Raw genomic sequence first — 25,742 nt, forward strand, 5'->3', positions numbered from 1 at the left:
ACGAAAAAGGTTACGTTGTCAGGAGATATAACAGTTCCTCACGACAAATTCAATTACCTGCATATGTCGCGCGACGCTTGACCGCAGCCCCGTGCAGGATCAGATAACGCCCTATGAGCGAAGCCACTTTCATCATCGACGCCATGCATTGCGGCGCCTGCACCGGGCGGGTCGAACGCGCGCTCATGGCACAACCCGGCGTGCAAAACGCCTCGGCCAACCTGATGGCGCGCAGTGCCCATGTCGAATTCGACGGGCCTGCCGATCTCGAGAGCCTCAAGACCGCGCTCGACCAGGCGGGCTATCCGGGGCGCCTGAAAGAGGAGATGGCCAACGGCCCCAGCGCCGCCGAGCGCCAGATGCAGGAGGCGCGCCAGCTCAAGCGCCAGTTCCTGACCGCACTTGCGCTGACCGCCCCGGTCTTCGTGCTCGCGATGGGAGCGCATATGATCCCCGGCATGCATCACCTGATCGCCAGCACGATCGGGATGCAGGCTAGCTGGTGGGTGCAGATGATCCTCACCGCGCTGGTGCTGGCCTTCCCCGGCCGCGTCTTTCTGCGCATCGGCGTCCCGGCCCTGCTGCGCGGCTCGCCCGAGATGAATTCGCTCGTCGCGATGGGCTCGCTCGCCGCCTTTGTCTATTCCGCCCTTGTCACGCTTGCGCCCAGCCTTCTGCCAGAGGCCGCGCGGGGCGTCTATTTCGAGGCGGCGGCGACCATCGTCACGCTGATCCTGCTGGGTCGCTGGCTGGAAGCCCGCGCCAAGGGCCGCGCGGGCGAAGCGATCTCGCGGCTGATCGGGCTTCAGCCCAAGACCGCGCGCGTGCAGACCGAAAACGGAGTCGAGGAACGTCCGATCGAGGAACTCACCCCGGGCGACATCCTGCTGCTCGCCCCCGGCGAACGGGTCGCGCTCGACGGGGTAATCGCCGAGGGCGCGGGCCATATCGACGAGAGCATGCTGACGGGCGAGCCCGTCCCCGTCGCGAAATCCGAAGGCGATCCGATCACCGGCGGCACCGTGAACGGCGAATCCGCACTGAGCTACCGCGTCACCGCGACCGGCGGCGACACCGTCCTGTCGCGGATCATCGCGATGGTCGAAGCCGCGCAGGGCGCGAAATTGCCGGTGCAGGCGCTGGTCGACAAGGTCACCCGCGTCTTCGTGCCAGTGGTCATGGCGCTGTCGCTCCTGACCTTCGCGATCTGGATGATCGCGGGCATGGGCTTTTCGCATGCCTTCGTCGCAGCGATCTCGGTGATGATCATCGCCTGCCCCTGCGCGATGGGGCTGGCGACGCCAGTCTCGATTCTCGTGGGCACCGGGCGCGGCGCCGAACTGGGCCTGTTGTTCCGCCGTGGCGACGCGCTGCAACGCCTCTCGGAAGTCGCGGTCGTGGGCTTCGACAAGACCGGGACACTGACCGAAGGCCACCCGGCCCTGACCGATCTCGAACCGCTCGCCGATCTGCCCGAGACGGAAATCCTCGCGCTCGCCGCAGGCGCCGAGGCACGCTCGGAACATCCGCTGGCCCGGGCGATCCTCGCCGAGGCCGAGACGCGCGGCATCGCCCATGCCCCCGTGAAACGCGTCAAGGCGCTGTCCGGCAAGGGGCTGCGCGCGCAGGCCGAAGGGGCCAAGCTCTGGATCGGCAATGCCGGTGCGATGGAAGAGGCAGGCGCGGATATCGCGCCCCACGCCGAGCGTGCGAAGGCGCTGGCCGCGAAAGGCCGAACCCCGGTCTGGATGTCGCTCGACGACCGCCCCGTCGCGCTGATGGCGCTGTCGGATCCGATCAAACCCGAGGCGCGCGAAGTGGTCGACGCCCTGCATAAGGCGGGCAAACAGGTGGCGATGGTCACCGGCGACACGCGCGCCACGGCCGAAGCCGTGGGCCACGATCTCGGCATCGACCGGATCGAGGCCGAAGTATTGCCCGACGGCAAGCGCGACGCGGTCGAGACCCTGCGCCAGATCGGCCCGGTCGCCTTCGTGGGCGACGGCATCAACGATGCCCCTGCGTTGGCGGCCGCCGATGTGGGCCTTGCGATCGGCACCGGCACCGATGTGGCCATCGAGGCCGCCGAGGTCGTGCTGATGCGCGGCGATCCCAACGGCGTCGCGATGGCATTGGAACTGTCGCGCGCGGTGATGCGCAACATCCGGCAGAACCTGTTCTGGGCCTTCGCCTATAACGTCGCGCTGATCCCGGTCGCGATGGGTATTCTCGTGCCCTTCGGCGGACCCGGCTTGTCCCCGATGCTGGCGGCGGGCGCGATGGCGTTTTCCTCGGTCTTCGTGGTCACCAACGCGCTGCGCCTGCGCCGCGCCCCGCGCTGATCCGGGCGCGGATCGGCGAGAGCGCGCCGAGGCCGGAACTCCGCCCTTCCCAAGCGGCAGGGAGGGCGCTTAGCTGACGGCGACCCACCACCCGGAGCGCCCGCATGCTGACTCGTCGCCTCTTCCTGCTCTCGCTCGGCGCCCTCGCGGCCTGTGGCGGCTCGCCGCGTCCGATGGCGAAACCGGCCTATGCGCTGCCGCTGCATCGCAACGAAACGCCGGAAATCCGCGCCCTGATCAACCGCTATTCGGACCATTACGGGGTGCCGCGCACCCTCACCCACCGCGTGGTCCAACGCGAGAGCCGCTACCGCGCCGATGCCCGCAACGGCCCCTATTACGGGCTGATGCAGATCCTGCCGCAGACCGCGCGCAGCATGGGGTTTCGCGGCCAACCGCATGACCTGCTCGATCCCGACACGAACCTGAAATACGCGGTGAAATACCTGCGCGGCGCATGGCTTGTCTCGGACGGCTCGGAAGATCGCGCGGTGAAATGGTATTCGCGCGGCTATTACTACGAGGCAAAACGGCGCGGCTTGCTCCGCGAAACCGGGCTGCGCTGACCCGCGACCTGCGCGCCCTCAACCTGAGGGACGCTCCGCGGGGGATATTTGCACCAAGGCGAAGCAAAGCGCCCTCTCTTCGGCTTGGCCGAAATATCCCCGCCGGAGGCATCCGGCCTTTCCAAGCGAAGCCGCCCTCATTCAGGCGCGCGCAACACCCCCGCAGGCCGGGCTGCGAGCGGGCGCAGCGCGAAGACGAGACCGGCCAGCAGCGTCGCGATCACGCCGCCTGCCACGATCAGAAGCGCGGGGAGCGGGGCGAAATGGAACTCCGCCCCCATCACCAGATCGACCACGGCCCAGCCCGCGAGCCCGCCAAACAGGATCGCGACCAGCCCCGCAGCCGCACCCATCAGCGCCGAGCGCAGCGCAAAGCTCGCAAGGATCGCCCCGCGCGTGGCGCCGAGCGTTTTGAGCATCGCGGCCTCCCAGGCGCGTTCCCGCTCGCCCGCCGCCGCCGCGCCGATCAGCACAACGAAGCCCGTAAGCAGCGTCACGCCCGCCGCCAGCGAGGTCGCCCGCGCGATGGCCGAGAGCGCATCGGTCACGCGCTGCAGGGCGTCGCGCACCCGGATCGCGGTGATATTGGGAAAACGTTCCGCCAGATCGCGCATCACCTGCGCCTCGGCGCTTGGCGGCGCGTAGATCGTGGCGAGCCATGTATGCGGCGCACCGCGCAGCGCCGCCGGATCGAGGGTCAGGACGAAACCGATCCCGCCGGTCGAGAAATCCACGTCGCGGAACGAGGTCACCTTCGCGGTGATGTCCCGCCCGAGGATATTCACCGTGATCGTATCGCCGAGCTTCAGGCCGATCTCCTGCGCCTCCTTGGCCGAGAAGGAGGCCAGCGGCGGGCCGCTATAATCCTTCGGCCACCACTCGCCCGCGGTGATCTTTTCGCGCGGGGTCTCGGCATAGGTCACGCCCCGATCGCCGCGCAGCACCCAATGCTCGCCATGCGTCTTGCGCGCGTCCTCGCCGTTGATCTTGGTGATGACGCCGCGCAGCATCGGCACGCTTTCGACCTTGGTCACCTCGGGCATATCTGCCAGCAGATCGGTGAAGGGCTGAATCTGGTCGGGCTGGATGTCGATCACGAAATAGGCCGGCGCGACCTTCGGCAGATCGCGGTCGATGGCCCCGCGCAAACCGCTATCGACCTGCCCCACGGCCGCCAGAACCGAGAGGCCGAGGCCCAGCGAGAGGATGACCGAGTGTGCCTCGGAACGCGGCCCGCCAATCGCGGCAAGGGCTGCGCGCAGCACGGGGCGGCCTCGGGCGCTATGCTGGGCGCGGCGCGCCAGCCAGCGGATCAGGCTCGCCGCGAGCGTCAAGATCAGGAGCGCCACGGCGATGCCGCCGAGGCTCGCCAGCGTCAGAGTCCAGAGGCCCGAGAACCATGCCGAGACGGTGACGATGATCGTCAGAAGCGCCGCCGTCAGCAAAAGCGTGGGCCAGCCCGGCAGGCGGCGGCCTGCGCCGGTGTCGCGGTAAAGCGTCGCCGCGCGCATCTTCGACATGCGCGAGAGCGGCCAGAGCGCGAACAGCATCGCGACCAATGCGCCGTAAAGCGCGGCCTCGCCCAGCGGGCCGGGATCGAGGCCGATCTCGACCGGCAGCGGGAGCGACCGTTCGATCAGCCCGGATGCGCCGAGGACGAGACCGGCGCCAAGGACGAGCCCGGCGAGAATGCCCGCAAGGCCGAGAGCGGAAAGCTGGATCAGGAACGCTGCGCGGATCGTACTTCCGGTCGCGCCGAGCGCGCGTAGAGTGGCGATGGTGGGCGCCTTGCGCTCGATCCAGGCGGCGACGGTGGCAGAGATGCCGACCCCGCCCACGGCCAGCCCGGCAAGCCCCACCAGCACGAGGAAAGAGCCCAGCCGCTGCACGAAACGCTCCGCCCCCGGCGCGGCGCGGCGGCGGTCGGACCAGCGCATGCCCGCGCCATCGAACCGGGTCTCTGCCTGCTGTTTCAGGGTGGCGAGATCGGTGTCGGGTGGTAGCGTCGCGCGGTATTCCGCCTCGAAAAGCGAGCCCGGCGAGAGGAGCGGCGTGTTCTCGATGGCCGACAGCGAGACGATGGAATGAGGGCCAAGCCCCATCCCCGTCCCGGTCGAATCCGGCTCGCGCACGATCCGCGCCATCATCACGAAATCCTGCCCGCCAAGCTGCACCTTATCGCCGGGGCTCAGGCCCAGGCGGTCGGCGAGGATCGGATCGAGGAAAATCCCCGGCAAACCGCCTTGCCCCTTCAGCGCATCGGAGGCGACGGGCGGATCAAGCTGCAGCTTTCCGGTCAGCGGATAGGCCCCGTCCACCGCCTTCACCTGCGTCAGCGCGCGGTCGGCGGGATCGGTGCCGGTCGACAGCATCGAGCGGAAGTCGATCACCTCGGACACCGCCGTAGCGCGGTCGGTGATCCATTGCAGCTCCTCGGGTTTCGCGCGGCGATAGGTGAATTCGTATTGCGCGTCGCCGCCCAGCAGCACCGCGCCCTGATCCGACAGCGCGCGCTCGATGGCCGAGCGCACCAGACCGACCGAGGCGATCGCCGCCACGCCCAGCATCAGGCAGAGCAGCATCACCCAGAAGCCGCGAATGCCGCCGCGCAGCTCGCGGCGGGCGATGGAGAGCGCGAGGCTCATGCGAGGGTGCCCGTTGCGATGTGATCGCCCACGACTTCGCCGTCGCGCAGCTCTACGATGCGGTCGCAGCGCGCGGCCAGTTCGGGCGCATGGGTCACCAGCACCAGCGTCGCGCCGTGTTTCTCCTGAAGGTCGAACAGCATCTCGATGATCGTCTCGCCCGTGGCGCTGTCGAGATTGCCGGTCGGTTCATCCGCCAGCAGGATCGCGGGCCGGGGGGCAACCGCGCGGGCCAGGGCCACGCGCTGTTGCTCGCCGCCCGACATCTGGCTGGGATAATGCTCGAGCCTGTGCGCCAGCCCGACGGCCTCCAGCTCTGCCGCGGCACGCTCGAACGGGCGCTCCACGCCTGCGATTTCCAGCGGCATCGCGACGTTTTCCAGCGCCGTCATCGTCGGGATGAGGTGGAAGCTTTGGAAAACCACCCCCATATTACCCCGACGAAACCGCGCCAGCGCATCCTCGGACAGCTTCGAGAGATCATGGCCCAAAGCGGTGACAGACCCGGAGGTGGCGCGTTCGAGCCCGCCCATCAGCATGAGGAGCGACGATTTGCCCGATCCAGACGGCCCCGTAAGCCCGACGCTTTCCCCTTTCGCGATGCTCAGGTCGATCCCGTTGAGGATCTCGACCGGCCCGGTATTTCCATCGAGCGCAAGCCGCGCGTCTTTCAACTCAAGGATCGTGTCACTCATGCGCCGTCTTTCTTTTGCTTCAAAGGGATATGGGCCGCGGATGGGGATACGCAAGCGGATCGCTGCGGGTTTTATCGCCGCGGGGCTGGCACTGGGGGCCGGGCCCGCGATGGCCGAGGTGTCGATCCTCGCATTGGGGGACTCGCTGACCCAAGGCTATGGGCTCGACAATCCGGCGGACGGGCTGGTGCCGCAGCTGCAGGGCTGGCTGCAGGGTCATGGGCAGGATGTGAAGGTGATCAATGGCGGCGTCTCGGGCGACACGACGGCGGGCGGGCTGTCGCGGATCGACTGGCTGCTGACGCCGCAGCCCGACGCGGTGATCGTGGCCTTGGGCGGCAATGACCTGCTGCGCGGGCTGCCGCCCGAACAGGCCCGGGCGAACCTCGATGGCATTCTCGCGAAACTGCAGGCGAAGGGCATTCCGGCGTTGCTGGCGGGGCTGCCCGCGCCGGGGAATTTCGGGCCGAAGTATCAGAAGGATTTCGACGCGATCTATCCCGATCTGGCGCAGAAATACGATGCCGTTCTGGTGCCCAACCTGCTCGCTCCGATCACGGAGACCCCGATTGAGGAGCGCGCCAAGACCGACCTGATGCAGCCCGACAATATCCACCCCTCGCCCGAAGGGGTGAAGAAGGTGGTTTCTGCTCTGGGGCCGAAGGTTCTGGAGCTTCTGGCGAAGGTGAAAACGGGGAGCTGAGCGCTCAGCTCTCCTCTTCGGGATAGGCCGCCTTGCAGGCCGCGATCTGCGCCTCGGCGGCCTTCGACAGTTCCGCCTGCCGCTTCAGCAGCGCCTCCAGTTTGCGTTTCTCGGCAGCCGGATCGATCGGGATCGGGCGCTGCCGCGTCACCGTGTAATCCTCGAGGCACATGCGCGGCTTCTGGATCACCTTATCGCCCTTGGTGATCGTGTCGTAGCCGCAGATTTCCCAGCGGCTCGACGTGGTCTCGTAGCTCTGCCACGCGTAGCCCCGCGCGATGTTGCCCTGCACCTCGCTCACCAGATTGGTGACGCGGCGCAATTCCGTCGTGGATTGGCGGATGCAGCGCTCCTGCGGCGTGCCGCAGGCGGCGAGCAGGACGAGCGGGATCAGCATGAGGGCGTGGCGCATGGGCTATCTCCTTGATGGGTCGAGCCTACGCCCGCTTCCGACCGCGATCAATCGCGCCCTTCCCGCATCCGCCCGCGCCTGCTAAGGATCACGCCAGAGATTTGGGAGGCCCTAAGCATGACTGACACGGTTGAGGATTTCGACGCCCGCAAGGCCCGCGCGAGCCAGTGGTTTTCCGACCTGCGAGACCGGATCGTGGCGGCGTTCGAGGGGCTGGAAGACAGCCATGCGCAAGGCCCGCTTTCCGATCAGACGCCGGGTCGTTTCGAGGTGACGCCCACCGAGCGCAAGGGGCCGAACGGCGAGGACCATGGCGGCGGCAAGATGAGCGTGATGCGCGGCGGGCGCGTCTTCGAGAAAGTCGGCGTGAATATCTCGACCGTCTGGGGCGAACTGGCCCCCCGCGCGCAAAAGGCGATGGCCGCGCGCGGCGTGCCGGGGATGGAAGAAGACCCGCGCTTCTGGGCCTCGGGGATCAGCCTCGTCGCCCATATGCAGAACCCGCATTGCCCTGCCGTGCATATGAACACCCGCATGTTCTGGACGCCCGGCGCGTGGTGGTTCGGCGGCGGTGCGGACCTCAATCCGTGTCTTGAGTATGACGAGGACACCGCGCATTTCCACGCCGAGATGCAGGCCGCCTGCGACGCCCATGACAAGACCTATTACGACCATTTCAAAGCCTGGGCGGACGAGTATTTCTTCATTCCCCATCGCGGTCGGGCGCGCGGCGTCGGCGGGATTTTCTATGACGATCTGAACACCGGCGAGTGGGAGGATGATTTCGCCTTCACCCAATCGGTGGGCGCGGGCTTCCTGCCCGCCTTCCAACCGCTGATCGAGAAGCGCCGCGTGCAGGATTGGTCCGAGGAGGACCGCGAGGCCCAGCTGCGCCATCGCGGGCTCTATGCGGAATACAATCTCGTCTATGACCGGGGCACGAAATTCGGGCTCGAGACCGGGCATAACGCGGATGCGGTTCTGATGAGCCTGCCGCCCGTCGCGAAGTGGTACTGAGCGGCTGAAGCGCGCATAGGCCCAAGGTTGGAGGGGCGCTGCCCCTCTTCGCTTACGCGAATTCACCCCGGGATATTTTCGCCAAGAGGAAGAGAGGGATGCGCGCCCGAAGGCTCGGACGCGGGCTCTCTCGGTTGAAACCGCGCGTCAGCCGTTGCGGATCGTTTCGACCATCAGGGCCACATTCTCCGGATCGGCATCGGGAGTGATCCCGTGGCCGAGGTTGAAGATATGCGGGCCCTTGCTGAACGCTTTGACGACATGGCGCGTCTCGTCGATCAGGGCCTGACCGCCGGTGACCATATGCGAGGATGCGAGGTTGCCCTGCACGCAGCCAGACACCTGCACATGCTCGGCGCCCCATTCCGGCGTGATCGAATTGTCGAGCGCGACGCAATCGGCGCCGGTCTTCTGATGGAAGCCGATATAGCCCTCGCCCGCTTCACGCGGGAAGGCGATGACCGGCAGGCCCGGGAAGCGCGCTTTCATCTCGGCGATGATCTTGCGGGCGGGCTCAACCGCGAAATCCTCGAAATCCTGACCTTTGAGCGAGCCCGCCCAGCTATCGAAGATCTTCACGACCTCGGCCCCGGCCTCGACCTGTTTCGACAGGTATTCGATGGTCGAGACGGTCAGCAGGTCGATGATCTTCACGAAAGTTTCGCGATCTTCGGCCTTCAGCGCATGGGCCGGGCCCTGATCCTTGGTGCCGCGGCCCGCGATCATGTAGGTCGCGACGGTCCACGGCGCGCCGGCGAACCCGATCAGCGTGGTCTCTTTCGGCAGTTCTTCCGAGAGGATCGAGACGGTCTCATAGACCGGGTTGAGCGTCTCGTGGATGTCGTCCTTGGTCTTGAGCTTGGCGAAACCCTCTGCCCCGGTGATGGTCGAGAGGCGCGGACCCTCGCCGGTGACGAACCACAGATCGGCGCCCAGAGCCTGCGGCAGCAGCAGGATATCGGCAAACAGGATCGCCGCGTCGAAGCCGTAGCGGCGGATCGGCTGTAGCGTCACCTCGGCGGCCAGTTCGGGATTGTAGCACAGCGACAGGAAGTCGCCCGCCTTCGCCCGCGTCGCGCGATATTCCGGCAGATAGCGCCCCGCCTGCCGCATCATCCAGACCGGAGGGGTCGGCAGCACTTCGCCTTTCAAAGCTCGCAGGATCGTCTTGTCGGTCATTCTCGCGCCTCCTCTTTGCACCCCTTCGACGCGACCTGTGGCGTCATGTCAAGCGCAGGGCTTCTTGCAAGGTCCATCTGTCGCGGATATTCCAAGGCCATGACACAGATGCCCGATGCGAAATCCCCGCTCAAGATCGGCACCCGCGGCTCGCCGCTGGCGCTGGCGCAGGCCTATGAGACCCGAGACCGGCTGATGGCCGCGCATGGTCTGCCCGAAGACGCTTTCGAGGTCGTGGTGATCAAGACCACGGGCGACGACCGGGCGATGATCGCGGCGGACAAGCCGCTCAAAGAGATCGGCAACAAGGGCCTGTTCACGAAGGAAATCGAAGAGGCCATGGTCGATGGCCGCATCGATATCGCCGTCCATTCGATGAAGGACATGCCGACCGAGCAGCCCGAGGGGCTGGTGCTCGATTGCTACCTGTCGCGCGAAGACGTGCGCGACGCTTTCGTCAGCCTCGAATACGACTCGATCATGGCCCTGCCCGAAGGCGCGACGGTCGGAACGTCCAGCCTGCGCCGCCGGGCGCAGCTTGCCCATGTGCGCCCGGATCTGAAACTGGTTGAGTTTCGCGGCAATGTGCAGACCCGGCTGAAGAAGCTGGCGGACGGCGTCGCGGCGGCGAGCTTCCTCGCCTATGCGGGGCTGCGGCGTCTGGGGATGGAGGACTCGGCGCGTGGGCCCATCGCTCCCGAGGAGATGCTGCCTGCCGTGGCTCAAGGTGCGATTGGGATCGAGCGCCGGATGGCCGATGCGCGGGCGGAGGCGCTTCTCGCGCCGATCCATGATCTGGTGACCGAGCAGCGCCTGCTGGCGGAACGCGCCTTCCTCGCGACGCTGGACGGCTCTTGCGAGACGCCAATTGCCGGGCTCGCGCTGATCGAGGGCGACCGGCTCTGGCTGCGCGGTCAAATCCTGCGTCCCGATGGCTCCGAGGCGCTCGCGGGCGAGCGCTGGGGCAATATCGACGAGGGCGCCGCGATGGGCGAACACCTCGCGCGCGATCTGCTGTCTCAGGCGGGCGAAGGGTTCTTCGACTGGCGCTGAGCACTCAGCACAGAAGCTGACCGGCGGCGCGGCGCTCCAGCGCCCGCTCCATCTCGGGGATTTCGCCGTCGCCGAAGCCGCGCAGCGCAAGGCGTTCAAGCGGGCTGATATCGCACCAGAGGGTCTTGAGCACCTTGTCGCGGCGCTTGCGCGGCACATCGGCCAGACGCATCTCGTAGATCTCGTCCGCTGCCGCCAGCAGACGCGGATGCAGGCCCTCCAGAAGCGGCTCGAACGCGGCACGCGCGGACTTGGCATTGCGCAACCGCAGGATCGCGCCCTCCCCGATCGTCATCGTCTGGATCAGCGTCCAACCGAGCACGTCGGCAGCGCGGTGCGGCGGGATCGGGGCGTGGCCGCTGAGGCCGTAGGTAAGGCTCAGAACCCCGCGTTCCTCTTGCGGCATCGCCAGCACCACGCGGGCGCACTCCTGTTCCAGAGCGGTTTCGGCATCTTCCAGACGGCCCAGCCGCGGGGTCGTCACCTGCGCGGGCGGAACCTCGGCGCGCAGCAGGATATTGCGGATCACATTGTCGAACTTCAGTGCGAAATGACGCGAGAGCATGATGCTTCCTTTTACATGTACAACCTCTCCCGCCCTGCCTTTTGAACTAGGTTTCCAGCGCCGTCGTTCCCTGCCTGTGGCGGTTTTTCGCCGAGCATTTCGCTAAGCCTTTGTAGCTCCACGAGTAAGGCTTCGCGGCTGCCTCTTGAACTCGGACGCCCGAAGGCGCAAAGCGACGACATGCTACGTCCGGTCCGCCTTGTCCTCTCCGATCCTGCTCTGCGCCTCGCCGCCATTTTGCTGGTGCTGTTCGGCGCCCATGCGGCGACGATGGGGCCCTATGTCTCGGCGCTGGCGATCAAGGTCTTCGGCCTCTCGGACCGCGCTTATTCGGGCGTTCTGATGGTCGCCTCGGTGCTGTCGGTCTCGGCTTCGGTCGGGCTCGGCATCCTCGCCGATCAGCGCGCGAACCGCAGGGCCATCGCGCTTGGCACCTCGGCGATGCTGATCGTGGGCTCGGGGCTGGTGCTGGCGGGCGACAACTGGGTGGTCTTCGTGATCGCCAACGCGCTGATCCTGCCGCTCTCGGCATCGATCTTCGGCCAGCTCTTCGCACTCTCAAGGCTTGCAGCCTCGACCCATCCCGCTGAGGATCGCCCCGCGATCCTCTCGACGCTGCGCGCGCTCTTCGCGCTGCCCTGGGTGGTGGTGCTGCCGATCTGGTCGGTAGTCTTCGACCGAGGGGCCGCGCTGACCTCGATCTATCCGGTGACGCTGACGCTCGGGGCGAGCATCCTCGCACTGACCTTCCTGTTCTGGCCACGCGACGGGGCGACCCGCTGGCCCGATCCGAAATCTGGGCTGACCTTCCGGCAATCCCTGCACGAGATGGCGAACCTGCCGATCCTCGCCCGCGTCGTGGCGCTGGGCACGATCAACGGGTCGATCATGCTCTATCTCGTCGTGATGGGGCTGGTTTTCGAGGCGACGCCGGGGCGCGGCGCGGCCGATACCGCGCTTTATGCGGGCCTCATGGCGGGGCTGGAAGTGCCCTTCATGCTGGCGCTGCCGCTGGTTCTGGGCCGGATCGAACGCACCACGATGATCTGGATCGGGGCCGCGCTTTACGCAACCCATCTGGGGCTGCTGCCGCTGCTTGCGCCCACGCCTTACGTCTGGTTTCTCGCCCTGCCCGGCGCGATCGGCGGCGCGGTCGTTTTGACCCAGCCGATGGCCTATCTGCAGGATCTGCTGTCGAACCGGCCCGGCGCGGGGGCCTCGCTGATGGCGCTGCAAAAGCTGGCGGGCGATGGGTTCTCTGCGGCCATCTTCGCCATCGGCACGGCGCTTGCGGGCTATGAGCTGGCCGCGGCCGCAGGCGCCCTTCTGGGCGTGGCCGGCGCGGGCGTACTCTGGGCGATGGACCGGCGCGCGGCGCGGTCCTGAGCCTTAGAAGGCCGGGACCTGCACGCGGTCGAGAAGGCTGCGCCCGCCATCGACATTGATGATCTGCCCGGTGACGAAGCTCGCCCCCGACGACGCAAGATACTGCACCGTCTCGGCCAGCTCCGACGGCGGTGCGATCCGGCCCAGCGGCGTGCCTTCGCAGATCGCCTCGCGCCAGTCGTCATTCTCTTTCAGCGCATCTTGCAGCGAGCGGCTCATCACCGAGGCGAAGCTGACGCCGTTCACCCGGATCCGCTTCGGCGCGAGCGCCACGGCGAGCGAGCGGATCGCCTGATCCTGCGCCGCGCAGGCGATCGAATAGGCCATCAGCTCGGGCTGGGTGCGGTTCGAGGCCAGCGTCGAGACGTTGATGATCGAGCCGATCTCGCCTTCGGTGCGCCCTTCATCCTCGGCCTGCTTGATCATCCGCTTCGCGGTCATCTGACTGACCCGCAACGCCGATTTCATGTTCTGCGACAGCATCGAATCGAGCACCTCGACGGACGGATCAAGCGGATCGCAGGGCGCGAAGGTGCGCGCGCAATTCACCAGAATGTCGATCCGGTCGAAGGCGTCCACCGTGGCCGAGAGCAGGTTCTTCACCGCCAGCTTCTCGCACAGATCGCCCGAGAAATAGCGCACCGGTCCTTCGGTCTTGGCCGTGTCGCCGAGTTCGGCGGCAAGCTTCTCTTCATCGATATCGGCAAACATCACCTGCGCGCCGCGATCGACGAAATGGCGCGCGATGGCCTGACCGATACCGTGGGCTGCGCCCGTGACGATGACGGTCTTGCCGGAAACAGAAAGGGACATTGGGTGTCTCCTCGTGGATGTTGGGGCAGGTTAGGCGAGCTTAGCGCCGCTTGCGAGGGGCAAGGCGGCGTTTCGGCTCGTCTGTGGCGCGCATGCCCGCCGATTTCCCCGAGGTCTTCCCGGCGGGGATCGGCTTGGCTGCGCGAATGATACGGAAACGGGTCGAGGGACCGCTGGGCGGCGTGATCTCTTCGATCTCGTGGAACGCGGCGGCGAGCGCGTCGGCATAGGGCAGATGGCGGTTCGCCACCATCCAAAGCGTACCCGAGAGCGACAGCATCCCGCGTGCGGCCTGAATGAAGGCCAGCCCCAGCGCCGGATCGGCTCCGCGCGCGGCCCCGTGGAAGGGCGGGTTCATCACGACGGCGGTATAGCGCTCTTCCGGCGCATGCCGCGTGGCATCGGCCCAAATGAACTGCGCGCGCGGATCAGTGATATTGCGTTTCGCGCAGTCCAGCGCGACCGCATCCGACTCGACCAGATCGAGCCGTTCGACGCCCTTGCGCGCGAGGATCTGCGCCGAGAGCCAGCCCCAGCCCGCGCCGAGATCGGCGACTTTCGACGGCAGGCTATCGGGCAGGCATTCCGCCAGAAGCGTCGAGCCCTCATCCACCGCATCCGCGGAGAACACGCCCGGACGGGTCACAAAGCCTTCGACCGGGTGAATGTCCTGCGCCGCCCAATCGCTCAGCAGATCGGGTGCTGCGGCGAACCAAGCGATCTTGCCATGGGCCTTTGCGATCGGCGCGGAAAGATCCACCCGCCCCCGCAACTCCTTGAGCAGCGAGTCGATCCCTTCGGTCTTCACCCCGTCGACATAGATCGGCCCGCCCGGCGCCACGCGCTGACAGGCTTCGGCGATCAGCGCGCGGGCTTCGGCCTTGGCGCGGGGCGCGAAGATGATCGCGGCGGCATAGCTGCCCTCGGCACTCGGCGAAACGCGAACGCCGCGCTGCGCGAGCACGTCATGATCGGGCTTCTCGGGCTGGATCGCGACGAGGCGATCGACCGGCAGACCGCCGAGGTCCAGCGTGCCCACGGGCGCGAACAGCGCGATGTCTCCCTCGGGCGGAAGCGCCTCGGGCATCTCGAGAGCGAGCGAAAGTCGCGGATGGCTCATGCAGGGAACCCTCTGAAAGAAACGAGCCCGCCGAATAGGCGGGCGCGACTGAATTTGCAAGGAACCGCTTGGGCGGCCTTTAGTCCTTCTCCATCGTGCATTGCAGCGGGTGCTGGTGGCGGCGCGCGAAATCCATCACCTGCGCCACCTTCGTCTCGGCCACCTCGAAAGAGAACACCCCGACCACCGCAAGGCCCTTCTTGTGCACGGTCAGCATAATCTCGAACGCCTGCGCGTGGTTCAGACCGAAGAACCGCTCGAGGATATGGACGACGAATTCCATCGGCGTGTAATCGTCGTTCAACAACATGACCTTGTACATCGGCGGGCGCTGCGTCTTCGGCCGCGTCTTGGTCGCGAGGGACGCATCGTTGTCGCTGTCGTCCTGGTCGTCCTGGTCGTCGTCGGACATCATGTAAAGAGGCTCGGTCAAGGGCGCTCCGGCATCAGGAATCGTTGAGGGGCTCTGGCGGAATATAGGGTCTTCGTGACATATGAAAAGTCCTTCGACACCTGTGACGAGAAAGGCGGGACCATGCGGCTCACGGCGATTGGCTTCGATGCGGATGATACGCTTTGGCATAACGAGCGTTTCTTTCAACTCACGCATGACCACTTTACCGAATTGCTGCGCGACCACGCCGAGCCCGATCATCTGGCCGAGCGGCTGATCGCGGCGGAACGTCGCAACATCGCGCATTACGGCTTTGGCATCAAAGGCTTCACCCTGTCGATGATCGAAACCGCGATCGAAGTCAGCGAAGGCCGCGTGCCCGCAACGATCCTGTCGGAGATTCTCGCGGCAGGGCGCGAAATGCTGTCGCACCCGATCGAGCTGCTGCCGCAAGCACGCGAGACGATCGAGGCGCTGTCGGACGACTACCGCATCCTTTTGGTGACGAAGGGCGACCTGATCGATCAGGAGCGAAAGCTGGCGCAGTCGGGCTTGGGCGATCTGTTCGACGCGGTGGAAATCGTTTCGGACAAGAAGGCCCCGGTCTACACCGACATTTTCGCGCGCCATGCCGAAGGGGCGGAGCATGGTCTGATGGCGGGCAATTCGCTGAAATCCGACGTGATCCCGATGATCGAAGCGGGCGGCTGGGGCGTGCATGTGCCCCATGAATTGACATGGGCCTTCGAGCATGCCGAGCCCCCGATGGAGCATCCGCGCTTCGCCGAATTGCCCGACCTCGGCGCATTGCCCGATCTGATCGCAAAAATCACCGATTGAGCCCTGCATTGCGTGGCGTCATGCTCCGCTGACCTCACGCGCCCGTGTCCGGAATACACCACCTATAGACAGCCCGCCGCGAGCAGCCCACCACATCTTGCGGTATTGCATGAATGTCGCAGTGAAAGCGCTTGAAAATAGGGAGTTTTCAGCCTGAGAGACCCGTGCTACGCTTCTCGCTAATATAAACCCCGGAAACCGGCTCAAGATCGGTACCGCAAAGGGGTCAAATTGAGGCAGTGAAATAGGTGAAGCCGTGACCACGCTGATGCGCTGGGTCCGTGATGGGCTATTCGTAATCCTTCTGACACTCATTGCGCCGATCGCTGCGCAGGCCGCGCCCTACGCGGCGATGGTCATGGACATGCGATCGGGCGAAGTTCTCTACTCCAAGAACGCTGACACGCCGCTACACCCGGCCTCGCTGACGAAGATGATGACGCTCTACATCACCTTCCAGGCGATCGAGCATGGCGAGTTCAGCCTCGACTCCATCGTCACCGTGACGAAGCACGCCGCCAGCCAGCCGCCCTCGCGTCTCGGTCTGCGTCCCGGTCAGAAGATCGCCGTGCGCTACCTGATCCGCGCCGCTGCGATCAAATCCGCCAATGACGCCGCAGCGGCGCTTGGCGATTACATCGGCGGCTCGGAAGAAGGCTTCGCCGCGCGGATGAACCGCACCGCCCGGCAGCTGGGCATGAAGAACACCCATTTCGTCAATGCCAATGGCCTGACCCGCAAAGGCCACCTGTCCTCGGCGCATGACATGACGATCATGGGCCGTCACCTGTTCTTCGACTACCCGCAATATTACAACATCTTCTCGCGCCGCTCGGCGGATGCGAAAGTGCGCACCGTTTATTCGACGAACCGCAAATTCCTCGCGGCCTACAAGGGCGCGGACGGCATCAAGACCGGCTATACCTCGGCCTCGGGCTTCAACCTGACCGCCTCGGCACAGCGCGGCAACAAGCGCATCATCGCGACCGTCTTCGGCGGCACTTCGACCGCGCAGCGCAACGCGAAAATGGCCGATCTGCTGGATCTGGGCTTCAAGCGCGCTCCGAATAACGCGCCGACGAACCGCCCCCGGATTCCGCAATATATCGAGCCCGCGCAATCGCCGATGCTGATGGCCAACCTCGCGCCGAAGAAGAGCCCGCGCCCCGATATCCGCCCGACCGCGCCGACTGCGGATAGCGATGCGATCTGGATGGCGCTCGCCGCCGCGGTGCAAGCCGATCAGGTGGATGAGAGCACCGACATCCCCGAAGACGTCGCCGAAGGCGCGCAGGACGGCACCGCAGACACGCAAGATGTCGTCGTGGCCGATGCCGGCACGCTCGGGATCGGCGCGGAGATCACCGCAAGCCCCCGCCCGCAGCGCAACCCGCGCGAGATTCAGGTCGCGGACGCGACGAAGGCGCTACCTGCCGAGGTGACCAAGGCCACCCCGCTGGCACAGGCGCAGGCGCATGACGCCGCCGTCGCCGCCGGCAAGGCCAGCGCGGATGGCAGCGAAGAGCCGAGCGACGTGCAGCTTGCCTCCTACGAGCCCGGCGCGTCGGACGGCCCGAAATTCGTCCAGTCCACCCAGCCGCAGCCGGAGACGATGGAGCTGGCCGAGGCACATACGCTCGATCTGGACCAAAACGGCAAGTCCGATGGCGCCAAGGCCCCGTCCAGCTTCGTGCAGTCGACGGACCCGCAGCCCGAGACCGCGCAGATGGCCGCAGCCCCCGAGAAGCGCAAAAGCGAGATCATTCTCGCCGCTCTCACCCCTGCCCCGGCCCCCGAGCAGAAACCGCGCGTGGTCGCCCGCGTCTCCAGCTCGGGTGGGCGCAACTGGGGTGTCAGCCTCGGGCTGTTCGGTTCGCGATTCGCTGCAGAGCGCCACATGCTGACCACGGCACTGATGGAAAGCGACACTTTGGGCGAAGCTTTGCGCAAAGTGGCCACCCGAAAGACCGGTTATGAGGCGAATTTCGTAGGAATGACCCAAGACATGGCACAACTGGCCTGTGCAAGGCTCGAGTCTCGCGCTATGGACTGCAAAGTGGTCGGCCCCTGAGAGTCTTCCCTTAGGGGCAAAATATGAAAAGCCGCGCTTGGTCAGCGCGGCTTTTCCTTTTTCCGGACCTTATGGCACCCGCCGCGCGGATCGCACCGACAGGAGCCTCCGGCGGGGATATTTGTGCCAAGACGAAGCGAGCGCGGTTCTGCGTGGCTCGGCCCGTCCGGTCCTGCCCTCGCGTCGCGCGCTCAGTCCTGCTTCGGGTGATCGTCGAACTCGTCGGACAGGATGCGCTCGGCATCGCCTTTCGGGTCGTCATACTGATTGTTCTTCAGCGACCAGAAAAACGCCCCGAGGCCAATCCCACCGAGCAGCAGGGAAATCGGAATCGAATAGAGAAGAACCTCCATGAGGGGCTCCTTTCAGCGCAGGCGCAGCGAGTTGAGCGAAACCGTGATCGAGCTGGCCGACATCGCGAGCGCCGCCATCAGCGGCGTCGCAAGCCCCGTCAGCGCGAGCGGCACGGCGATGATATTGTAGACGATGGAGATGCCGAAGTTCTGCTTGATCCGGCGGCGGGCGCGCACCGAGATCGAGGCGGCATCGGAAACCGGCGCGAGATCCTTCCCCAGAAGCACGATATCCGACGCCGTGCGCGCGGCATCCAGTGCGGAGGCGGGCGAGACCGAGACATGGGCCGCGGCCAGCGCGGCGGTGTCGTTGAGACCGTCGCCGACCATCAGCACGCGGTGGCCCTGTTGGGTCAGATCGCTCACGAGCTGTGCTTTCTCCGCGGGCAAGGCACCGGCGCGGTAGGTGTCGATCCCGAGCCGCGTGGCGAGATCGCTCACCGCGCCTTCGACATCGCCCGACACCAGCCAGACTTGCTTGCCCTGCGCCTTCAGACCGGCCACGGCCTCTTCGGCACCGGTGCGCAGCGTGTCGGCGAACCGGATCGAGATCGGGGTGGTCTCACCGATCGCGAGATGGGTCGCGGTGGTCGCGCCTTCGGCAGCGCCGATCCAGTTCGCACGACCGAGCCGCACGCGCTGCCCCTGCCAGACGCCTTCGACGCCATAGCCCGGAACTTCGCGCAGGTCGCTCAGCGCAGCGGGCGCAACGCCCTGCCCTGCCGCCGCCTCGTGCAGGGCGCGCGCGAGCGGGTGGCTCGAGCCTTCGGCCAGCGCCATCGCGACGGACAGCGCCTCGGGCGAGAGGTCGGAGAGGTTCTGCGGGCGCGGCGCGCCCATGGTCAGCGTTCCGGTCTTGTCGAAGACGACGGTGTCGATCTCGGCCATACGCTCCAGCGCGGTGCCGTCCTTGATCAACAGGCCCTTGCGGAACAGCTTGCCCGATGCGGCGGTCACCACGGCAGGCACGGCGAGCCCCAGCGCACAGGGGCAGGTGATGATCAGCACGGCGGCGGCGATATTCACCGCCAGACGGAAATCGCCGCCCGTGATCCAGGCCCAGGCACAGAACGCACTGAAGGACAGGATATGCACGATCGGCGCATAGGCCCGCGCCGCCCGTTCGGCGAGCGAGGTGTATTTGGTTTTCGCGCTCTCGGCCATCGCGACGAGATCGGCCATCCGATGCAGCGAGCTGTCGCGCCCGGCCGCCGTCACGCGCAGGGTCAGCGGCCCGGTCAGGTTCACCTCACCGGCGGAGAGCGTCATTCCGGGCAGCACCTGCACGGGGAGGCTTTCGCCGGTCAACAGCGAGCGGTCGCTCTCGGATTGGCCCTCGGTCACTTCGCCATCGGCTGGGATACGGCCTCCCGGGCGCACCCGGATCAGGTCGCCGGGCACCAGTTCGCCCACGGGCACGGTGACTTCCTCGCCGTCGCGCAACACGGTCGCGCGGGGCACTTCCAGCGCGGCCAGCTCTTCGGCGGCCGAGCGCGCAACGGCGCGCGTGCGGTAGTCGAGATAGCGGCCCACCAGCAGGAAGAAGGTGAGCATCGTCGCCGCCTCGAAATAGGCGTGTGCCCCGGAATGCATCGTCTCGAACAGCGAAATCCCGAGCGCGAGCAGGATCGCGAGCGAGATCGGCACATCCATCCCGAGACGCCCGCCGCGCAAGCTCGCCCAGGCATTGGCGAAGAAGGGCTGGCCCGCGAAGATCGTGGTGGGCAGCGCGATCGCCGCCGAAATCCAGTGGAAGAGGTCGCGCGTCGAATCCTCGGCCCCCGACCAGACCGCGATCGAGAGCATCATGATGTTCATCATCGCGAAGCCCGCGACGCCCATGCGCATCAGGAGGTCCCGTCCGCGCTTGTCGGCCTCGGTCGCGGACAGCATGCCGGGATCGAGCTCGTGCGCCTCATAGCCGATCTTGTCGAGCGCCGCGATCAGCCCCGCCGGCTCGACATCGCCCGCCGCATCGACCGAGGCGCGTTTCAGCGTCAGGTTCACCCGGGCGGATTTCACGCCCGGCTGCTTCATCAGCTCGCGTTCGACATCGGTGATGCAGACCGCACAATGCGCCGTGGGCAGCGACAGCATGATCCGCGCGCCCTTGATGTCACCCGACTTCGCTATCTGCTCGGCCGAGGGGGCGGCGATGCAGGCGGGACAGGCCGAGGCCGAAACATGTTCGTCCTCGAACGGTTCGCTATGCGATGGAGAAGCGGGCGACACCGACATCGGCTCAGCCTTTCACGAACAGGTCAATCCGCTGGCGGAACTCCGTGCCGTCGGCGGCTTTCGCGTCGAGATGCACCAGCCACACGCCCGGCGCAAGATCGAGCTTCGTGGTGAAGATGCCGCCGACATAGTCGAAATCGGGCGTCATGTCGTCGCGAACATGGGTGGTGCGCCCGACGAGCGCCTTGAACTCGGCCACCTTCGCGGGCAGCCCGTCCTCGTCACGGATCACGAAGCTCAGCTTGCCGTCGGAATACTCCGGCGACACGGTCCAGCCGAGCGCATCCTGCGCCAGTTTCTCTTCGTTGAAGGTCTGCGAGGCGACATAGGAATTGTCGACCTCGAGGCCGGGGAAGGTGCTGACAGCCTGCCACGCCATGACGAGGTTGACCGCGATGATCACTCCGAAGGAGGCCACCGCGATCATCAGCACTTTTCTTCCGGTCAGCGGTTTCGCCATCTCGGTCATTGTACCCTTCCGTTGAATACGGTCGTCTCCGACACGCGATCAGTATTGGTCATGTCCTCGATCCACATCGTCAGCTCGGTACGCTCGCTGGTGGCGATGGACGAACCGGGTTCGGCGACAATATAGACCCTTTGGGTCATGGTTTCATCTGCGGGCACCGTCACGGTGTTTCCGTCCTGACCTTCGAGCAACACGCTCAGCGTGGCCTGGTCGGCCGGATCTGGGGCTTTAACGGAGACCTTGAACTCGGTCGCCTCGCCCGCCTTGTTGCGCAGCCGCAGCGTGTAGATGTTGCGGATCGCGCCAGAGGGCTCCACCACGAAGAGCGGATCGCGGTTCGGCGTCACGTTGAAGTCGATGGGCGAGCGCATGAACAGCGCGACCACCAGACCGATGCCGATCAGCGACCACATCGAGAAGTAGAGGATCGTGCGCGGGCGCATGATGTGCTTCCAGACATTGATGACCGGATTGCCCGAGCGCTCGTTCGCCTCGTCCTTCAGCGCCATGTAGCCGATGAGGCCGCGCGGCTTGCCGATCTTGTCCATCATCTCGTTGCAGGCGTCGATGCACAGGCCGCAGGTGATGCATTCGAGCTGCTGGCCGTCGCGGATATCGATGCCCATCGGGCAGACGTTGAAGCAGGCCATGCAATCGATGCAGTCGCCCTGCGTCGGATCGTGCTGGCCCTTCTTGAGCTTGCCGCGCGGCTCGCCGCGCCATTCGCGATAGGCGATGGTGATCGTGTCTTCGTCCATCATCGCCGCCTGAATGCGCGGCCACGGGCAGGCGTAGATGCAGATCTGTTCGCGGGCGAAGCCGCCGAAGGCGAAGGTCGTGAGCGTCGCCACCGCGATCGTCGTATAGGCGATCGGCGAGGCGGTGCCGTGGAACAGATCGGTCAGCAGCGTCGGCGCATCGGTGAAGTAGAACACCCAGGCCCCGCCGGTCGCGACGCCGATCAGCAGCCAGAGCACCCATTTCGTGATGCGCTTGCGGAATTTCTCGGCGTTCCATTTCTGACGCAGCAGGCGGATACGCGCGTTGCGGTCGCCCTCGACCCAACGCTCGACGAGGATGAACAGGTCGGTCCAGACGGTCTGCGGGCAGGCATAGCCGCACCAGACGCGCCCCAGTGCCGAGGTGAACAGGAACAGGCCAAGGCCGGCCATGATCAGAAGGCCCGCGACGAAGTAGAATTCATGGGGCCAGATTTCGATCATGAAGAAGAAGAACCGGCGGTTCGCGAGGTCCAGAAGCACTGCCTGATCGGGCAGTTCCGGGCCACGATCCCAGCGAATCCACGGCGTGATGTAATAGATGCCAAGCATCACCGCCATCAGCACCCATTTCAGGTTGCGGAACTGGCCGTGCACGCGGCGCGGAAAGATCGGCTCGCGGGCGGCGTAAAGCGGCGGGGGATCGACTGGTTCGGTGGAGCTCACGACTCTCTCCGTTCATATATTTCTCTGCGTCACAGGCTCTTCTGGTATGACACAGTCGTGAAGGCTTTGACCTGCGTCAAAAAGACAGGTCTGCCATACAGGAAATCTTCACTGGTTGGTATTTTTACTGGTCACCGGCATGCGCCGCTTGCTTGAAGAGCCAAGACATGAACTGGCGTAGCGCCGGTCGCCTCACGCCCGGTCGCGTAACCGTGTAATAGCCTTTTTCCTCGCTGTCTTCAAACAGAAGCCGCAACCGTCCGGCCGCAATATCGCCTGCGACCCAGACCAGCGCGGTCACCGCGACCCCCTGCCCGCCGCGAGCCGCTTCGAGCAAAAGGTTCCCCGGCATCACGGTGAGGCTTTTGGCCTGATCCTGCGTGACGCCATGGCGCGCGAACCAGTCGGTCGACTCGGAGGTGCCGAGCTCTTGCAGCCACGGCAGGCCGCGCAAATCCGCCGGACAATCATACCGCCCCTCCCCCACCAGCGCAGGCGCCGCGACCACGACGATGGGCGAGCGCACCAGAAGGCGCGACTCGAGGCCGGGCCAGTCCCCCGATCCGTAGCGCAGCGCCATCTCGACCCCGCCCGGCGCAAGCGTGGAGACGGTCGCCGAAGGGTCGATAGTCAGACCGATCTCGGGATGGGCTTCGCGAAAATCCGGCAGCCGGGGCAACAGCCAGGCCGAGGCGAAGCTTGGCGTGGTGGAGATTTGCAGCGGGCGGGAGTCGGCGGTGTCGCTCAGCGAAGCGACCGCTTCGGCAATCGTTCCGAACCCGTCGCGCAGCGCCTGCGCAAGGCGTTGGCCATCGGGCGTCAGCGCAGGCCGCGGGCCCGACCGGTCGACAAGCGTCACACCGAGCCGCTCTTCGAGCCCCCGCAACTGCTGACTGACGGCCGCGTGCGACACGTTGAGCGCACGCCCCGCCTGAGCCACCGACCCGGAGTCGGCAAACGCCGAAAAGGCCCGCAGCGCGGTCAGGGAGGGAAGGGTTCGCCAGTCCATATCTGTCACCTCACCTTACATGTTGGAAAGTTTCCTGAGTCGCATCTTCGCGCGAATAACGCATTCTGACCAGAGTTGACCCGCCTTCAGGAGATCAGACATGAAAGATAGAGTTACACCCGACACGCTGATGCTGTTCGCCCGCATGAACCTCCATCCGCCGCAAAGCAACTGGCCGCACCTGCCGGACCCGATAGACTCGCGCAAGCGCCATCGCGCACCGCGTCCCTCACTGCGCCAACGTTTGCGGGAGATGTGGAAATGATCGGGATCTGGGCGCAGAGCTTCACGATCGCCACGGGCCTCGATCAGCGCCCCGGCCCACCGGCGGCCCGCTCGCATCGGCGTTCACATCGGCGTGCAAAGACAAGCGCGGAGCTTGTTTTGCCCAAAGATGACCCCAAGATAGACGACAGGTAACCCTCGACAAACGAGAGGGCCCCGCGACGGGGGCCCTCTGAAATTGGGCACCGGCACCCCCAGGAAACGCGCGAACAGGACGGGGTGCCGGTGCGACCCGCCAGACCAAAGCCCCGCGGGATCTCTGTATTTTCGACCGTTACTGGCCGCCGCCCAAGCTGTGAACGTAAGCCGCCACGGCGCGGATATCCGCTTCCGACAGACGCTCGTTCCAGTTCGGCATAACGCCAAAGCGGGCGTTGGTGACCGTGTAGGTCAGCGTGTCCACATCCCCACCGTAAAGCCAGACGGCGTCGGTCAGGTTGGGCGCACCCTGCATCTGGTCGCCGGTGCCATCTTCGGCATGGCAGGCCGAGCAGTTGTCCATGAAGACGGTCTCGCCTTCAGTGGCCATTGCTTCGTCATGGTCCTGACCCGAGATCTTGCGGACGTATTGCACGACCTGATCGATCTGCGCGGGCTCGAGAAGCTCGTCCGTGCCGAAAGCGGGCATTTGCGAGTAACGTGCCTCGCCATCCGGGTCCGTCTCGTTGCGGATGCCGTGCGTGACGGTGAAATGGATGTCCTCCATCGTGCCGCCCCACAGCCATGCGCTGTCGAGAAGGTTCGGATAGCCCAGCTTCGAGTTGCCGCCCGCACCCGCACCGTGGCACTGCGCGCACCAGGTCCGGAACACGGCCGCACCGGCGTTCTGGGTGTAGTTGTTCAGCTCGGGATCGCTCGAAATCTGGTCGAGATCGACCGAGACGAGCTTCTCCTGGATCGGCTTGTTCGCCGCGGCGAACTTGTCGATATCGGCCTGTACATTCGCGCGGGTCGACGAGCCCATGATCCCCGGCGTCGCGCCGGACTTGAAGATCGGCCATGCCGGCATCGCGATCGAGTAACCGATCCCCCAGATGATGCAGGCATAGAAGGTCCACAGCCACCATTTGGGCAGCGGATTGTTGTATTCCTCGATGCCGTCCCACTGGTGACCCGTGGTCTCGACCTCGTGCTTGTGCTTGCTTGGTCTCTTGCTCATTTTCTCCACGCCTCCTTACAACGTGGCGCCGTCAGTCCTTGGAGGACCGGCTTTCGCCGGCCTCCGAGGCATTGGCGGGTTTGTCTTCGTGCCGGAACGGGATCTCGGACGTATCTTCGTAGGTCTTGCGAGACCCGGGCCGGAAGACCCAGGCCACGACGGCCAGGAAGAAGACGAACATGAAGATCAGAAACCAGCTGTCCGCGAATTCCCTGAAGATGTGATAGTCCATTGATCAGCTCCCCTTACCGGCTGGCCACGGGTTCGAAGGTCGAGAAATCGACCATGGTGCCGAGCACCTGCAGATAGGCGACGAGTGCGTCCATCTCGGAAATGCCCGGGCGACCGTCGAAGTTACGGACGTTCGTCGCGTTGGGATAACGCTCCATCAGCCCGTCGTAGTCGCTCATCGGATCGGCCTGAGCGGCAAAGTCCGCCTTGGCGTTCTCGATCATGTCCGAAGTATAGGGCACGCCCACCATCGCATCGGTCGAGAGCCGCTCGTCGATATGCGCGGGATCGACCATGCGATTGAGCAGGAAGCCGTATTTCGGCATCACCGATTCCGGCACGACCGACTGCGGATTGGTCAAGTGATCCACATGCCAGGCGTCCGAGTAGCGGCCGCCGACGCGGGCGAGGTCGGGCCCCGTCCGCTTCGAGCCCCACTGGAACGGGTGGTCGTATTGCGACTCCGCTGCCAGCGAGTAATGGCCGTAACGCTCCACTTCGTCGCGCATCGGGCGGATCATCTGCGAGTGGCAGACATAGCAGCCCTCGCGGATGTAGATATCGCGCCCGGTGAGCTCCAGCGGCGTGTAGGGCCGCACCCCTTCGACGTCCTCGATGGTGTTTTCGAGGTAGAAGAGCGGTGCGATCTCCACGATGCCGCCGATCGTGACGACCAGGAAGGCGAAGATCAGCAGGAGCGTGGCGTTCTTTTCAAGAACACTGTGCTTGTCGAGAAGTCCCATCTGTTCCTC

25 protein-coding genes are annotated in these 25,742 nt (G+C 65.7%); 9 read left to right on the forward strand and 16 right to left on the reverse strand.

Translation table 11 applies throughout. The annotated features are described in order from the left end of the window. The first annotated feature begins 113 nt into the window (after nucleotides 1–113). Nucleotides 114–2,342, forward strand: a complete 2,229-nt coding sequence (locus AKL02_RS15490; protein ID WP_083076045.1) for a heavy metal translocating P-type ATPase — start codon at nucleotides 114–116, stop codon at nucleotides 2,340–2,342. Nucleotides 2,343–2,446: 104 nt separating this feature from the next. Continuing rightward, entirely contained in the window at nucleotides 2,447–2,908 is a 462-nt protein-coding gene (locus AKL02_RS15495; RefSeq protein WP_083076042.1) for a lytic transglycosylase domain-containing protein, read from the forward strand. 137 nt (nucleotides 2,909–3,045) lie between these two features. On the opposite strand, the gene AKL02_RS15500 is transcribed toward AKL02_RS15495, so the two are convergent. Then, nucleotides 3,046–5,553: an ABC transporter permease gene (locus AKL02_RS15500; protein WP_083076039.1), complete on the reverse strand. Its 2,508-nt coding sequence runs from the start codon at nucleotides 5,551–5,553 to the stop codon at nucleotides 3,046–3,048. Then, complete coding sequence (locus tag AKL02_RS15505; protein ID WP_083076037.1) at nucleotides 5,550–6,248, reverse strand: ABC transporter ATP-binding protein; 699 nt, start codon at nucleotides 6,246–6,248, stop codon at nucleotides 5,550–5,552. Before AKL02_RS15505 ends, AKL02_RS15500 begins: the two co-directional genes overlap by 4 nt. Before the next feature lie 40 nt (nucleotides 6,249–6,288). Between AKL02_RS15505 and AKL02_RS15510 the strand changes: the two genes are divergently transcribed. Beyond that, nucleotides 6,289–6,951 (forward strand): arylesterase, encoded by a 663-nt coding sequence (locus tag AKL02_RS15510; protein WP_232621641.1) that lies wholly within the window; start codon nucleotides 6,289–6,291, stop codon nucleotides 6,949–6,951. 4 nt (nucleotides 6,952–6,955) lie between these two features. Here the strand turns inward: AKL02_RS15510 and AKL02_RS15515 are convergent, their stop codons facing one another. Next, nucleotides 6,956–7,363 carry a hypothetical protein gene (locus AKL02_RS15515; RefSeq protein ID WP_083076031.1) on the reverse strand — a complete coding sequence of 136 codons (408 nt, stop codon included), beginning with the start codon at nucleotides 7,361–7,363 and terminating at the stop codon, nucleotides 6,956–6,958. 117 nt (nucleotides 7,364–7,480) lie between these two features. Between AKL02_RS15515 and hemF the strand changes: the two genes are divergently transcribed. Then, a complete protein-coding gene (gene hemF, locus AKL02_RS15520) occupies nucleotides 7,481–8,380 on the forward strand; it encodes an oxygen-dependent coproporphyrinogen oxidase (protein WP_083076029.1) in 900 nt (299 codons plus the stop codon). 147 nt (nucleotides 8,381–8,527) lie between these two features. Here the strand turns inward: hemF and hemE are convergent, their stop codons facing one another. Next, nucleotides 8,528–9,559 carry a uroporphyrinogen decarboxylase gene (hemE, locus tag AKL02_RS15525; RefSeq protein ID WP_083076026.1) on the reverse strand — a complete coding sequence of 344 codons (1,032 nt, stop codon included), beginning with the start codon at nucleotides 9,557–9,559 and terminating at the stop codon, nucleotides 8,528–8,530. A 99-nt stretch (nucleotides 9,560–9,658) separates the two neighbouring features. Here hemE and hemC point away from each other — a divergent pair, with 99 nt between their 5' ends. Continuing rightward, entirely contained in the window at nucleotides 9,659–10,612 is a 954-nt protein-coding gene (gene hemC / locus AKL02_RS15530) for a hydroxymethylbilane synthase (RefSeq protein WP_083076023.1), read from the forward strand. A 4-nt stretch (nucleotides 10,613–10,616) separates the two neighbouring features. Here hemC and AKL02_RS15535 read toward each other — a convergent pair whose 3' ends face one another. Beyond that, the gene (locus AKL02_RS15535) at nucleotides 10,617–11,177 is read right to left on the reverse strand and encodes a hypothetical protein (protein ID WP_083076020.1); all 561 of its coding nucleotides are present in this window, start codon (nucleotides 11,175–11,177) and stop codon (nucleotides 10,617–10,619) included. Between the two features lie 180 nt (nucleotides 11,178–11,357). Between AKL02_RS15535 and AKL02_RS15540 the strand changes: the two genes are divergently transcribed. Then, complete coding sequence (locus AKL02_RS15540; RefSeq protein ID WP_083076017.1) at nucleotides 11,358–12,563, forward strand: MFS transporter; 1,206 nt, start codon at nucleotides 11,358–11,360, stop codon at nucleotides 12,561–12,563. Nucleotides 12,564–12,566: 3 nt separating this feature from the next. Here AKL02_RS15540 and AKL02_RS15545 read toward each other — a convergent pair whose 3' ends face one another. The 3 genes from AKL02_RS15545 to clpS form a co-directional block, all read right to left on the reverse strand. After that, a complete protein-coding gene (locus tag AKL02_RS15545; protein ID WP_078520396.1) occupies nucleotides 12,567–13,376 on the reverse strand; it encodes an SDR family NAD(P)-dependent oxidoreductase in 810 nt (269 codons plus the stop codon). 40 nt (nucleotides 13,377–13,416) lie between these two features. Continuing rightward, nucleotides 13,417–14,496, reverse strand: coding sequence for a class I SAM-dependent methyltransferase (locus tag AKL02_RS15550; RefSeq protein ID WP_083076015.1), 1,080 nt, complete (start codon nucleotides 14,494–14,496; stop codon nucleotides 13,417–13,419). 79 nt (nucleotides 14,497–14,575) lie between these two features. Then, a complete protein-coding gene (gene clpS, locus AKL02_RS15555) occupies nucleotides 14,576–14,911 on the reverse strand; it encodes an ATP-dependent Clp protease adapter ClpS (protein WP_083076189.1) in 336 nt (111 codons plus the stop codon). 120 nt (nucleotides 14,912–15,031) lie between these two features. On the opposite strand from clpS, the gene AKL02_RS15560 reads away from it, so the two are divergent. Then, nucleotides 15,032–15,730 carry an HAD family hydrolase gene (locus AKL02_RS15560; protein WP_083076012.1) on the forward strand — a complete coding sequence of 233 codons (699 nt, stop codon included), beginning with the start codon at nucleotides 15,032–15,034 and terminating at the stop codon, nucleotides 15,728–15,730. A gap of 256 nt (nucleotides 15,731–15,986) precedes the next feature. After that, on the forward strand, nucleotides 15,987–17,801 hold the full coding sequence (locus tag AKL02_RS15565; RefSeq protein ID WP_408648099.1) for a D-alanyl-D-alanine carboxypeptidase family protein: 1,815 nt from the start codon (nucleotides 15,987–15,989) through the stop codon (nucleotides 17,799–17,801). A 191-nt stretch (nucleotides 17,802–17,992) separates the two neighbouring features. On the opposite strand, the gene ccoS is transcribed toward AKL02_RS15565, so the two are convergent. The 5 genes from ccoS to AKL02_RS15590 form a co-directional block, all read right to left on the reverse strand. Further along, entirely contained in the window at nucleotides 17,993–18,154 is a 162-nt protein-coding gene (gene ccoS, locus AKL02_RS15570; RefSeq protein WP_078520399.1) for a cbb3-type cytochrome oxidase assembly protein CcoS, read from the reverse strand. Between the two features lie 12 nt (nucleotides 18,155–18,166). Beyond that, on the reverse strand, nucleotides 18,167–20,392 hold the full coding sequence (locus AKL02_RS15575) for a cation-translocating P-type ATPase (protein ID WP_083076009.1): 2,226 nt from the start codon (nucleotides 20,390–20,392) through the stop codon (nucleotides 18,167–18,169). A 4-nt stretch (nucleotides 20,393–20,396) separates the two neighbouring features. After that, complete coding sequence (locus tag AKL02_RS15580) at nucleotides 20,397–20,861, reverse strand: FixH family protein (RefSeq protein ID WP_332836452.1); 465 nt, start codon at nucleotides 20,859–20,861, stop codon at nucleotides 20,397–20,399. Continuing rightward, the gene (ccoG, locus tag AKL02_RS15585) at nucleotides 20,858–22,306 is read right to left on the reverse strand and encodes a cytochrome c oxidase accessory protein CcoG (RefSeq protein ID WP_083076006.1); all 1,449 of its coding nucleotides are present in this window, start codon (nucleotides 22,304–22,306) and stop codon (nucleotides 20,858–20,860) included. Before ccoG ends, AKL02_RS15580 begins: the two co-directional genes overlap by 4 nt. A 124-nt stretch (nucleotides 22,307–22,430) precedes the next feature. Then, complete coding sequence (locus AKL02_RS15590; RefSeq protein WP_083076003.1) at nucleotides 22,431–23,315, reverse strand: LysR family transcriptional regulator; 885 nt, start codon at nucleotides 23,313–23,315, stop codon at nucleotides 22,431–22,433. A gap of 100 nt (nucleotides 23,316–23,415) precedes the next feature. On the opposite strand from AKL02_RS15590, the gene AKL02_RS15595 reads away from it, so the two are divergent. Then, nucleotides 23,416–23,580 carry a hypothetical protein gene (locus AKL02_RS15595; protein WP_165756934.1) on the forward strand — a complete coding sequence of 55 codons (165 nt, stop codon included), beginning with the start codon at nucleotides 23,416–23,418 and terminating at the stop codon, nucleotides 23,578–23,580. 294 nt (nucleotides 23,581–23,874) lie between these two features. Here AKL02_RS15595 and ccoP read toward each other — a convergent pair whose 3' ends face one another. Genes ccoP through ccoO form a run of 3 tightly spaced genes read right to left on the reverse strand, consistent with a single transcriptional unit; the run spans nucleotide 23,875 to nucleotide 25,733 of the window. Next, nucleotides 23,875–24,759, reverse strand: a complete 885-nt coding sequence (ccoP, locus tag AKL02_RS15600) for a cytochrome-c oxidase, cbb3-type subunit III (protein WP_078570006.1) — start codon at nucleotides 24,757–24,759, stop codon at nucleotides 23,875–23,877. 31 nt (nucleotides 24,760–24,790) lie between these two features. Beyond that, nucleotides 24,791–24,991, reverse strand: a complete 201-nt coding sequence (locus tag AKL02_RS15605) for a cbb3-type cytochrome oxidase subunit 3 (RefSeq protein WP_078520404.1) — start codon at nucleotides 24,989–24,991, stop codon at nucleotides 24,791–24,793. Nucleotides 24,992–25,004: 13 nt separating this feature from the next. Next, nucleotides 25,005–25,733, reverse strand: coding sequence for a cytochrome-c oxidase, cbb3-type subunit II (ccoO, locus tag AKL02_RS15610; RefSeq protein ID WP_078520405.1), 729 nt, complete (start codon nucleotides 25,731–25,733; stop codon nucleotides 25,005–25,007). Nucleotides 25,734–25,742: the final 9 nt, after the last annotated feature.

Origin of the sequence: Thioclava electrotropha, from assembly GCF_002085925.2 — a bacterium.
Taxonomy (GTDB): Bacteria; Pseudomonadota; Alphaproteobacteria; order Rhodobacterales; family Rhodobacteraceae; genus Thioclava; species Thioclava electrotropha.

Coding starts and splice junctions, on each gene's coding strand:
- AKL02_RS15490 (WP_083076045.1), top strand. CDS start 114: ATGAGCGAAGCCACTTTCATCATCGACGCCATGCATTGCGGCGCCTGC.
- AKL02_RS15495 (WP_083076042.1), top strand. CDS start 2,447: ATGCTGACTCGTCGCCTCTTCCTGCTCTCGCTCGGCGCCCTCGCGGCC.
- AKL02_RS15500 (WP_083076039.1), bottom strand. CDS start 5,553: ATGAGCCTCGCGCTCTCCATCGCCCGCCGCGAGCTGCGCGGCGGCATT.
- AKL02_RS15505 (WP_083076037.1), bottom strand. CDS start 6,248: ATGAGTGACACGATCCTTGAGTTGAAAGACGCGCGGCTTGCGCTCGAT.
- AKL02_RS15510 (WP_232621641.1), top strand. CDS start 6,289: ATGGGGATACGCAAGCGGATCGCTGCGGGTTTTATCGCCGCGGGGCTG.
- AKL02_RS15515 (WP_083076031.1), bottom strand. CDS start 7,363: ATGCGCCACGCCCTCATGCTGATCCCGCTCGTCCTGCTCGCCGCCTGC.
- hemF (WP_083076029.1), top strand. CDS start 7,481: ATGACTGACACGGTTGAGGATTTCGACGCCCGCAAGGCCCGCGCGAGC.
- hemE (WP_083076026.1), bottom strand. CDS start 9,559: ATGACCGACAAGACGATCCTGCGAGCTTTGAAAGGCGAAGTGCTGCCG.
- hemC (WP_083076023.1), top strand. CDS start 9,659: ATGACACAGATGCCCGATGCGAAATCCCCGCTCAAGATCGGCACCCGC.
- AKL02_RS15535 (WP_083076020.1), bottom strand. CDS start 11,177: ATGCTCTCGCGTCATTTCGCACTGAAGTTCGACAATGTGATCCGCAAT.
- AKL02_RS15540 (WP_083076017.1), top strand. CDS start 11,358: ATGCTACGTCCGGTCCGCCTTGTCCTCTCCGATCCTGCTCTGCGCCTC.
- AKL02_RS15545 (WP_078520396.1), bottom strand. CDS start 13,376: ATGTCCCTTTCTGTTTCCGGCAAGACCGTCATCGTCACGGGCGCAGCC.
- AKL02_RS15550 (WP_083076015.1), bottom strand. CDS start 14,496: ATGAGCCATCCGCGACTTTCGCTCGCTCTCGAGATGCCCGAGGCGCTT.
- clpS (WP_083076189.1), bottom strand. CDS start 14,911: ATGATGTCCGACGACGACCAGGACGACCAGGACGACAGCGACAACGAT.
- AKL02_RS15560 (WP_083076012.1), top strand. CDS start 15,032: ATGCGGCTCACGGCGATTGGCTTCGATGCGGATGATACGCTTTGGCAT.
- ccoS (WP_078520399.1), bottom strand. CDS start 18,154: ATGGAGGTTCTTCTCTATTCGATTCCGATTTCCCTGCTGCTCGGTGGG.
- AKL02_RS15575 (WP_083076009.1), bottom strand. CDS start 20,392: ATGTCGGTGTCGCCCGCTTCTCCATCGCATAGCGAACCGTTCGAGGAC.
- AKL02_RS15580 (WP_332836452.1), bottom strand. CDS start 20,861: ATGACCGAGATGGCGAAACCGCTGACCGGAAGAAAAGTGCTGATGATC.
- AKL02_RS15590 (WP_083076003.1), bottom strand. CDS start 23,315: ATGGACTGGCGAACCCTTCCCTCCCTGACCGCGCTGCGGGCCTTTTCG.
- AKL02_RS15595 (WP_165756934.1), top strand. CDS start 23,416: ATGAAAGATAGAGTTACACCCGACACGCTGATGCTGTTCGCCCGCATG.
- ccoP (WP_078570006.1), bottom strand. CDS start 24,759: ATGAGCAAGAGACCAAGCAAGCACAAGCACGAGGTCGAGACCACGGGT.
- AKL02_RS15605 (WP_078520404.1), bottom strand. CDS start 24,991: ATGGACTATCACATCTTCAGGGAATTCGCGGACAGCTGGTTTCTGATC.
- ccoO (WP_078520405.1), bottom strand. CDS start 25,733: ATGGGACTTCTCGACAAGCACAGTGTTCTTGAAAAGAACGCCACGCTC.